At 54.5% G+C, this 9,333-nt stretch carries 9 protein-coding genes; 4 read left to right on the top strand and 5 right to left on the bottom strand.

Going from position 1 to position 9,333, the window contains the following annotated elements:
• Positions 1–897 (top strand): tRNA 2-thiocytidine(32) synthetase TtcA (gene ttcA, locus ACLQ7H_RS04515; protein WP_411751636.1); only part of this gene is annotated, 897 nt, incomplete at its 5' end.
• 139 nt (positions 898–1,036) lie between these two features.
• Positions 1,037–1,435: a VOC family protein gene (locus ACLQ7H_RS04520; protein WP_411751637.1), complete on the top strand. Its 399-nt coding sequence runs from the start codon at positions 1,037–1,039 to the stop codon at positions 1,433–1,435.
• Positions 1,436–1,763: 328 nt separating this feature from the next.
• On the opposite strand, the gene zntB is transcribed toward ACLQ7H_RS04520, so the two are convergent.
• From zntB to ACLQ7H_RS04535, 3 genes are all read right to left on the bottom strand, one after another.
• On the bottom strand, positions 1,764–2,747 hold the full coding sequence (zntB, locus tag ACLQ7H_RS04525) for a zinc transporter ZntB (protein WP_411751638.1): 984 nt from the start codon (positions 2,745–2,747) through the stop codon (positions 1,764–1,766).
• Positions 2,748–2,885: 138 nt separating this feature from the next.
• Positions 2,886–4,520, bottom strand: a complete 1,635-nt coding sequence (locus ACLQ7H_RS04530; RefSeq protein ID WP_411751639.1) for an ABC transporter substrate-binding protein — start codon at positions 4,518–4,520, stop codon at positions 2,886–2,888.
• A 160-nt stretch (positions 4,521–4,680) separates the two neighbouring features.
• Positions 4,681–5,031, bottom strand: a complete 351-nt coding sequence (locus tag ACLQ7H_RS04535) for a hypothetical protein (protein ID WP_024486022.1) — start codon at positions 5,029–5,031, stop codon at positions 4,681–4,683.
• A 148-nt stretch (positions 5,032–5,179) separates the two neighbouring features.
• On the opposite strand from ACLQ7H_RS04535, the gene mpaA reads away from it, so the two are divergent.
• Positions 5,180–5,887 carry a murein tripeptide amidase MpaA gene (gene mpaA / locus ACLQ7H_RS04540; RefSeq protein WP_411751640.1) on the top strand — a complete coding sequence of 236 codons (708 nt, stop codon included), beginning with the start codon at positions 5,180–5,182 and terminating at the stop codon, positions 5,885–5,887.
• On the opposite strand, the gene ycjG is transcribed toward mpaA, so the two are convergent.
• Positions 5,884–6,855: an L-Ala-D/L-Glu epimerase gene (ycjG, locus tag ACLQ7H_RS04545; RefSeq protein WP_411751641.1), complete on the bottom strand. Its 972-nt coding sequence runs from the start codon at positions 6,853–6,855 to the stop codon at positions 5,884–5,886. The genes mpaA and ycjG overlap by 4 nt on opposite strands.
• 167 nt (positions 6,856–7,022) lie before the next feature.
• Here ycjG and tpx point away from each other — a divergent pair, with 167 nt between their 5' ends.
• Positions 7,023–7,526, top strand: coding sequence for a thiol peroxidase (gene tpx / locus ACLQ7H_RS04550; RefSeq protein WP_021182242.1), 504 nt, complete (start codon positions 7,023–7,025; stop codon positions 7,524–7,526).
• Between the two features lie 64 nt (positions 7,527–7,590).
• On the opposite strand, the gene tyrR is transcribed toward tpx, so the two are convergent.
• Positions 7,591–9,162, bottom strand: coding sequence for a transcriptional regulator TyrR (gene tyrR, locus ACLQ7H_RS04555; protein ID WP_411751642.1), 1,572 nt, complete (start codon positions 9,160–9,162; stop codon positions 7,591–7,593).
• Positions 9,163–9,333: the final 171 nt, after the last annotated feature.

The raw sequence follows: 9,333 nt of genomic DNA on the forward strand, positions 1-9,333 counted from the left end.
AACAAACTGCAAAAACGCCTGCGCCGCAACGTGGGTGAAGCTATCGCCGCCTACAACATGATTGAGGAAGGCGATCGCATCATGGTTTGCCTGTCCGGCGGGAAAGACAGCTACACCATGCTGGAGATCCTGCGTAATCTGCAAAAAAGCGCTCCGGTGAACTTCTCATTGGTCGCGGTGAATCTCGATCAGAAACAGCCCGGCTTCCCCGAGCATATCCTGCCAGCCTATCTGGAAAGCCTGGGGGTGGAATATAAGATCGTTGAAGAGAACACCTACAGCATCGTGAAGGATAAGATCCCGGAAGGCAAAACCACCTGCTCCCTGTGTTCACGCCTGCGCCGCGGTATCCTTTACCGTACCGCCACCGAGCTGGGTGCCACCAAGATTGCCCTTGGCCACCACCGCGACGATATCCTGCAAACGCTGTTCCTCAACATGTTCTACGGCGGCAAGCTGAAAGGTATGCCACCCAAGTTGATGAGCGACGATGGTAAACACGTGGTGATCCGCCCGCTGGCCTATTGCCGCGAGAAAGACATCGAGCGTTTCTCGGTAGCGAAAGAATTCCCGATTATCCCGTGCAACCTGTGTGGCTCACAGCCCAACCTGCAACGCCAGGTAATTGGCGATATGCTGCGCGACTGGGACAAACGCTACCCAGGCCGCATCGAAACCATGTTCAGCGCCATGCAGAACGTGGTGCCTTCGCATCTGTGCGATACCGAACTGTTTGACTTCAAAGGTATTCACCACGGCAGTGAAGTGGTAGATGGTGGCGATTTGGCCTTTGACCGGGAAGATATTCCGCTGCAACCGGTGGGTTGGCAGCCTGAAGACACGGATGACAACGGCTCGCCCGTGTTGGAACGCCTGAACGTGCTGGAAATCAAATAGTCCCTCTCTCCGCCTGTGCCCGCAGGCGGAGTTTTTCCCCGCTTAATGTTAGATCCTGTTCACAATTCACACAAAAAAGGCCTGACAGTGCGGCTTTTACCTTGTACTGTGTTTTTATACAGTAACAAGGAGACTAACGATGAATATCACCCCCTGTCTTTCCCACGTCTCGCTGGGAACCAATAATTTCGATGCCGCCGCACAGTTTTACGACCAGGTTCTCGGTGCGTTAGGCTGCCGACGCGTGCTGGAACACCCCGGCGCTATCGGCTATGGCCGTGACTATCCTGAATTTTGGTTGCAACTGCCGATAGACGGCAAACCCGCAGGCACCGCGAACGGCGTGCATATTGGCTTCTTCGCCACCAGCAAGCAGCAGGTTGATGAGTTTTATCAGCAGGCGGTAGCCGCTGGGGCACAAGGAGACGGTGCGCCGGGCTCACGGCCGCATTACGGTGCCGCCTATTACGGCTGTTTCGTTCGGGATCTGGATGGGCATAAGATAGAAGCCAGTTTCTGGGACGAAAGCGCGGCTTAGCCTAATCGAGGCGGCGTGTTGTTAATTGGGCAATCTTGGACGGCATGTAGCTTACTGGGCGCAGCATGCAGCGCCCCTACGGAGTGAGCCGGTTGTTTGGGATTCGCCGAAGGGAAAAAAACATAAAAAAATGCCGGTGGTTAAACCGGCATCATATTGAATTAAATGTGCTATGCAATAATTCTAAAAATAAGAAAGTAAAACAATTATGGAGCGCAACGCCCATCGCTTGACGTTGCATTCACCTGCGAGAGTAAGAATGCCGTAGTTCGCGTAAGCAAATGTTGATACTGCTCAACTTTACTCGCGTTTTCGCCACTATTTGTCGTTATAGCCAGCGGCTACGTCTCAGCCACCAGGCAACGCCCCCGACCAATGCCACCAGCATGAAGCAGAAAGAGGCAAATGCCAGTGGGCTGCCGCTGCCCGGGATCCCCCCCAGGTTGACCCCGAACAACCCGGTCAAGAAGGTGGTTGGCAGGAAGACCATCGCCATCAGCGACATGGTGTAAGTACGGCGATTCATGGCGTCGGCCATCACGGTGGTGATCTCATCGGACAGGATCGCCGTGCGGGCAATGCTGCCATCCAGGTCATCTAATCCGCGCCCCAGGCGATCGGCAATGTCCTGCATGCGGCGGCGCTCATCGTCATTCATCCACGGCAGTCGTTCGCTGGCCAAACGCGAAAACACATCGCGCTGCGGTGCCATGTAGCGGCGTAAAACAATCAGCTGTTTGCGGATCAGCGCCAACTGCCCACGCTCAGGGGTTTGCTGCTCTAACAGCGCATCCTCCAGATCGATGATCTTGTCGTGCAGATCTTCGATGAATTCACTGGTGTGGTCGGTGAGCGCATCAGCGATTTCTACCAGCCAGTTACCGCAATTAATCGGCCCCTGGCCATTGCGCAATTCATTGACCACTTCATCGATCGAGTAGACCTTGCGATGGCGGGTGGAAATAATCATCTTATCGGTGATGTACACGCGGAACGTCACCAGTTGGTCGGGCCGTGAGTCCGTATTGAAATTGATGCCGCGCAGCGTGATCAGCGTCCCGTCGCCCAATCGGGTGACGCGTGGCCGCGTGCTTTCCCCCGCCAGCGCTTCTCTGACCAGATCTGGTAGCAACGGCGTGTTGGCCAGCCACTCGGCGCTGGCCGGATGGGCATAGTCCAGATGCAGCCAGCATGGCTCCGCGCTGGTGATTTTATCGTCATCCTCAATTGGCGTAGTGCCACCCTTGCCGTCGAGTTGATAGGCATAGACCGCGTCGGGCACCTGCAGCTCGCGCCCCTCAATGACATCCATTCAAAACCCTCGTTATTTTGCCGTTGATACAGAGTCTAGCGTTATTGCCTCAGGGATCAAAGTGGCAACGCCATAAGGGATCAGAAAGTAAAAAGCCCCGCATCAGCGAGGGCTTGGCAGGTAATATAACGCCGAATATCAATGTTTCAGAATATACATTTCCTGGCTGTAGGCGACATCTTCTGGGTTAGTGATTGGGTAGCCCTTCACCCAGGGCTTGATCAGACGGCCATTGGTGTATTGATAGATCGGGGCTATCGGTGCCTCGGCCGCAATCATCTGCTCGGCCTTGTTATAATCGGCGGTTAACGCCGTTGGATTAGTCTCGCGACTGGCGTCGGCCAACAGACGGTCGTATTGCGGGCTGTTAAATTTGGCGATATTGCCACTGTGTGAAGAGGTCAGCAGCGACAGGAAGGTTGAGGCCTCGTTGTAATCCCCCACCCAGGAGGCGCGAACCACGTCAAAATTGCCGGTGTTACGGCTGTCGATATAGGTTTTCCACTCCTGATTTTGCAGTTTAACGTCAACCCCCAAGGTTTTCTTCCACATTGACGCCACGGCAATAGCAATCTTTTGGTGGCTCTCTGAGGTGTTATATAGCAGGGTCAATTTCAGGGGATGGTTCGGCCCATAACCCGCTGCCTGCATCAGCGCCTTGGCTTGCTCGTTCAACTCTTCCTGCGACTGTTGCTGCAACAGGCTGGTTTCCGGCTTAAAGCCCGCAGTAACATCCGGCGTGAAGTGGTAGGCCGGTTTCTCGCCGGTGCCCAGCACTTTTTCGGCAATGATCTTGCGATCGATAGCGTAAGACAAGGCTTTACGCACCCGCACATCATTGGTTGGCGCACGTTGGGTATTGAACGCGTAGTAATAGGTGCCAAGTTGGTCCGGTGTGTAAACCTGGTCAGGGATATCCTTCAACAGCTTCTGATACATGTTTTTCGGGAAGGATTCGGTAATATCGATATCACCAGCCTGATAACGCTTGGTGGCGTTAGATTCCTGGTTGATCGGCACGAAAGTCACCTTGGTCAACACGGTGTGTTTATGATCCCAATAATGGTTGTTCGGCACCAGTACCAGCTTCTCGTTAACCACTCGCTCTTGCAGTTTGAATGCGCCGTTGCCTACCAGATTGCCCACTTTGGTCCAATCGTTGCCGTATTGCTCAACCACGGCTTTGGGTACCGGGAACAGGCTGAAGTTCGCCGTCAGGCTGACAAAATAGGGTACTGGCTTGTTCAGTTGCACTTTTAACGTATGGTCATCCACCGCCACCACGCCAAGCTTATCGATGGGCAACTTTCCGGCGATAATCTCTTCGGCATTCTGGATCCCGGCTAGCTGAGCAAACCAGGCAAACGGCGACAGGCTTTTCGGATCCACCAGCCGTTGCCAGCTATAAACGAAGTCTTTCGCCGTGACAGGGTCACCGTTGGACCAGCGGGCATCTTTGCGCAGCGTGAAGATATAGGTCTGGTTATCCGAGGTCTGCCAGCGCGTGGCGACACCGGGGATTACTTTGCCATGTGCGTCCTGATTCACCAGACCTTCAAACAGATCGCGTGCCACCTGCGCTTCTGGCAGGCCGACGGCTTTAATCGGATCGAGCGACGCTGGCTCATCTTTGATGTGCCGCACGATCTCCTGTTTCTCCGCCAGTGCGGTACCTGAGGGAACCTGAGCTGCCATAGCACCACTAATACCTGCGCTGATGGTGACCGCGCAAAGCGTTAAACGAAAACTCGCCAGAATTTTGCTTCTCGTCATGTTAGATATGCCCCAGTTAACCCCATGAATTTTTTATCATATAGCACAAAGATGCCCGCCACCTATAGACTGACGTAACAAGAATGTAAAAAGTGGATGTTTGATCCAAAAAAAAGCCCGCAGCCATTATCGGCAATGCGGGCTGATTGCTTAGGCGGGATCAGTCGTAAAGATGAATACTGGCGATCTTATAGCTGAACTCTTCCCCTTCTTCTTCATCGAAGATGGTGAAATAGCCTTTCTCTACCAGCGGGTTGAGCTGGATATCGGTCTTTTGCAACTGGCGTGATTCGGCGTCGTCAAAACCATAGTCAAGGAAGAACTCCCCTTTCTGATGATCCACATGCAAGGTGAACGGATAGTTGGATTCGTCCCCACGCCCATCGTCATTTTTCACTACGCCAAACCACTCACCCTGACGGATCTGGTTTTCTGCATCCACGCCGCACAGTAGGGTGATGGTGTCTTTTTCGTTTTCGCTGTAACGCGCGACTATTCTGGCAACTGGCATGTTAAATCCTCTTTATCGTTAGCACTCTGCCGATAGTATAACAATAGACATCACTTTATTCGCTTAACAGACTGGGAAAGATGAGCGAAAGCGTAATACACTCAATAACATCGCAATTATTTCTGACTTCGGCTTAAAGGGAAACCCTATGATCCAACACAGACCGCGCAGTGAGCGTGGCCAGCTGGCAGTTGCAGGTGAAACTTACGGTAAATCGATGTTAGGTGCCCCGCTGCTGTATTTCCCGGCGGCCAAAAGCGGCCCGGATACCGGGTTGGTGATTGCAGGCACCCACGGGGATGAAACTGCCGCAGTGGTGACGTTATCATGCGCATTACGCAGTATCGCCCCCGCCCAACTGCGCCATCATGTGATCCTGGCGGTCAATCCGGATGGTTGCCAACTCGGATTGCGCTCCAATGCCAACGGCGTCGATCTGAACCGCAATTTCCCGGCGGCCAACTGGCGCTCTGGCGATACGGTCTACCGTTGGAACAGTGCGGCGGAGGCTCGTGACGTGCGCCTCTCCACCGGCGGCAGACCCGGTTCCGAACCGGAAACTCAGGGACTATGCCATTTGATCCATCGCCTGAAGCCAAGTTGGGTAGTGTCCTTCCATGAGCCATTGGCCTGTATAGAAGATCCGGATAGCTCCGCGCTGGGCGTTTGGCTGGCGCATAAGTTTGCCCTGCCGCTGGTGACCAGCGTCGGTTATGAAACGCCGGGTTCATTCGGCAGTTGGTGTGCAGACTTGTCCTTGCCCTGCATCACCGCCGAATTCCCGCCGATCTCAGCCGACGCCGCCAGTGAAAACTACCTTGCCGCCATGGTCGAGTTGCTGACCTACGCTGACTAGCGTGAAAGCTCAATAGCACCGCACTCAAAGGCCAAACCTGGCACTACGTCTTTTGCCAGCCAGGTTGGGCCATCGAGATCCACAAAACGTGCGCCAGGTACCAACGGCAGCGCCGCAGTAATCGCTCTGGAGGTGCAGAGCATACAGCCGAGCATGATCTCGAAGCCCTGCGCCCGAGCCTGTGCAGCAAGCTGTAACCCTTCGGTCAGCCCACCGGTTTTATCCAGTTTGATATTGACCATCTGATAACGTCCCGCCAACCGAGGCAGATCGCCGCTGGTGTGGCAACTCTCGTCGGCGCAAATCGGTAATGGATGGATGAAGTTTTCCAGGGCGCTGTCGTCGCTGGCCGGTAAAGGTTGTTCCAGCATCGCCACGCCTAAATCCGCCAGCAGTTGGCAACGCGATGCCAAGCCTTCCACCTGCCAGGATTCATTGGCATCGACGATCAACGTCATCTGCGGCACCGCCGTGCGGATCGCCACCAGCCTTTCGCTGATCAGGTGATCGTCGAGCTTGATTTTCAGCAGCGTCGCGCCCTGTTGTTCCAGCTCTTTGGCAGCAAAAGCCATCGCTTCCGGCGAGCCGATGCTGAGCGTTTGTGCCATCACTATGCGTTCTGGTGCGGTAACGCCACTCAATTGCCACAGATTTTTGCCAGCAAGGCGGCATTCCAAATCCCACAGTGCCGAATCTACCGCGTTACGAGCCGCCCCCGCGGGCATCAGGTGTTGCAACTCCTGCCGGGTCACCCCTTGCGCGATGGCCGTGGACACTTCGGCCAACTGCTCCATCACTGAGGTTTTGCTCTCGCCGTAGCGCGGATAAGGGGTACATTCACCGACACCACGCATACCCTGTTGTTCAATCTCAACCACCACGACTTTGGCTTCGGTCCGGCTACCGCGTGCGATCACAAAAGCGGTATGTAATGGCCAGGCTTCAGGGTAAAAACGCATGCTTCTCATAATGGCTCCCGAGCGAAAAAAGCACATAAAGTCAGTCCACTATACCTGCAGTTGATAAACTTTATCTATCCAAGGTGCGATTGTTGCCTTAAACTGCTTCGAGATTGTGAACCCGGTGTTAATCGGTATCACGTCTTTGTATAAACATCGTTGAAAGGAACCGAGCAATGACTCAGACCGTACATTTTCAAGGCAACCCTGTCACTGTAGCAGGCAAACTGCCACAGCAGGGCGAGCAGGCAAAAAGCTTTACCCTGGTTGCCAAAGACCTGTCAGACGTTGCACTGAGCAGCTTCGTGGGTAAACGCAAAGTCCTGAACATTTTCCCAAGCATTGATACCGGCGTCTGTGCCGCATCGGTGCGTAAATTCAACCAGTTGGCGAGTGGCCTGGATAACACCGTGGTGCTGTGTATCTCTTCCGACCTGCCGTTCGCCCAGTCACGCTTCTGTGGTGCAGAAGGCCTGAACAACGTGGTTACCCTGTCTACCCTGCGCGGCGGTGATTTCAAGCAGGCGTATGGTGTAGAGATCGCCGAAGGCCCATTGGCCGGTCTGACCGCGCGCGCCGTGGTGGTGCTGGATGGCCAGGACAACGTGCTGTATAGCGAGCTGGTAAACGAAATTACCACCGAGCCAGACTATGATGCTGCGCTTGCCGCGCTGAAATAAGCCTGTAGATAGCAAAAAGCCCGGTTTTTAAGCCGGGCTTTTTTATGCCAGAAATGAGCTACTATTATTCTTCGCTGTCGTCGGTGAGCTTGCGATTGCTCAGGCCGTATTCCCGCAGCTTATTGGCGATTGCCGTATGTGAGACACCCAAGCGTTTGGCCAGTTTGCGGGTGCTGGGATAAGTGCGATAAAGACGAGTCAGCACCGAACGTTCAAAACGCTTGCTGATATCATCCAGCGAACCTTCCATCACTTCATCCCCTAGCGCTATCTCCACCTCAAAATCCGGCAGAATGATATCTTGCGGACGCAGTTCGTAACCGTCCGTTTGGGTCAGCGCACGATAGATGGCATTTTTCAGTTGTCGCACGTTGCCCGGCCAGCCGTACTTGCAGAGGAAGCTGTTGAGATCGCTGGCCAGTTTCGGCCTGGCGACGCCCTGTTCATCGGCAAAGCGTGCCACAAACAACTCGGTCAGCGGCATGATATCCTGCGGGCGTTCGCGCAGCGGCGGAATGGTGATGGTCAGCACGTTCAAACGGTAATAGAGATCTTCACGGAATTCACCGCGCTGCACCAGCTCGGTCAGGTTTTTCTGCGTGGCGCAGATCACCCGTACGTCCACATGCACCTCATGCTCTTCCCCTACCCGACGGAAGGTACCGTCGTTGAGGAAACGCAGCAGTTTGGTTTGCATGCGTGGCGACATCTCACCAATCTCATCGAGCAACACCGAGCCGCCGTTGGCCTGTTCAAAGAAGCCCTTCTTGCCTTCCAACGCATTCGGATAAGCGCCCGGCGCATGGCCAAACAGTTCGCTCTCTACCACATCGTCCGGCAAGGCGGCACAGTTCAGCGCCAGGAACGGTTGTTTGCCACGAGGGCTACGCAGGTGGCAGGCTCGCGCCAGAATATCTTTCCCCGTACCGGTATCGCCCACAATCAGCAACGGCGCATCCAGCATGGCCAGCTTACGCGCCTGCTCCAGCACGTGGCGCATTTTGGGGCTGACGGCGACAATATGGTCAAACTCGGTATCGTCATTCACCGACAGGTTCTGCAACTGGCGGCCCATGCGGGCGGTGGATTTGAGCATTACCACGGCACCCACGGGGGCATTCTGCTGTTGCTCATCTTCCAGATAGATCGGGGTGATATCCATCAGGAAATCTTGGCTGCGGATCACCACCCGCTCGGAGTGCGGCTTAGTGTCTTCACTCTCCAGCCAGCGGCTGAAGTTATAGCCACCAATCAGCTGGCTCGCCGTTTGGTTGCGGATCTTGTCTTCGCTGAAGCTGAACAGCGTCTGTGCCGCCGGGTTAGTCAGCTCCACCTTGCCTTTCATATCGATGGAAAACACCGGCTCCGGCATCGACTCGAGCAATGCGCGTAACGCACGGTGCTCACGTTCGGAAGGCATAAAGTTAACGGTGCGCACATCGGTCACACCGCTGATGCGCCGGATCTCCGCCATCAGCGCGCGGAAGGTATCAAAATCCAGCTGGGAAAAATTCAGGTAAATACGGCCGATAGGATCAATTTCAATGCCGCGCAGATCGATACCGCGTGATACCAAAAGATCGAGTAATTCTCGAGTGAGACCGAGTCGGTCTTCGCAAAATACTTCCAAACGCATCAGTATTGGCCTTATCTCTGCAGGTGCGGGGATGTCTGGTGGTGATGATACCTTCTCCCCCCGGAAGGAAGAAGCGATCTGTCAGCAAAAGTTGACAGAGCTCCAGTTTATCACTGCTATTGGCGGTTTTAAACGCCACCCAATAACACCATCGGCGTAATTTTAGCTTAT

The organism is Serratia sp. (in: enterobacteria) (genome assembly GCF_046715635.1).
In the GTDB taxonomy this organism is placed as follows: domain Bacteria; phylum Pseudomonadota; class Gammaproteobacteria; order Enterobacterales; family Enterobacteriaceae; genus Chania.

What these genes read in the sequence shown, in the direction of transcription:
- mpaA (WP_411751640.1), top strand. Translation starts at nt 5,180, where the DNA reads ATGATCCAACACAGACCGCGCAGTGAGCGTGGCCAGCTGGCAGTTGCA.
- ACLQ7H_RS04520 (WP_411751637.1), top strand. Translation starts at nt 1,037, where the DNA reads ATGAATATCACCCCCTGTCTTTCCCACGTCTCGCTGGGAACCAATAAT.
- zntB (WP_411751638.1), bottom strand. Translation starts at nt 2,747, where the DNA reads ATGGATGTCATTGAGGGGCGCGAGCTGCAGGTGCCCGACGCGGTCTAT.
- ACLQ7H_RS04535 (WP_024486022.1), bottom strand. Translation starts at nt 5,031, where the DNA reads ATGCCAGTTGCCAGAATAGTCGCGCGTTACAGCGAAAACGAAAAAGAC.
- tpx (WP_021182242.1), top strand. Translation starts at nt 7,023, where the DNA reads ATGACTCAGACCGTACATTTTCAAGGCAACCCTGTCACTGTAGCAGGC.
- ycjG (WP_411751641.1), bottom strand. Translation starts at nt 6,855, where the DNA reads ATGAGAAGCATGCGTTTTTACCCTGAAGCCTGGCCATTACATACCGCT.
- tyrR (WP_411751642.1), bottom strand. Translation starts at nt 9,162, where the DNA reads ATGCGTTTGGAAGTATTTTGCGAAGACCGACTCGGTCTCACTCGAGAA.
- ACLQ7H_RS04530 (WP_411751639.1), bottom strand. Translation starts at nt 4,520, where the DNA reads ATGACGAGAAGCAAAATTCTGGCGAGTTTTCGTTTAACGCTTTGCGCG.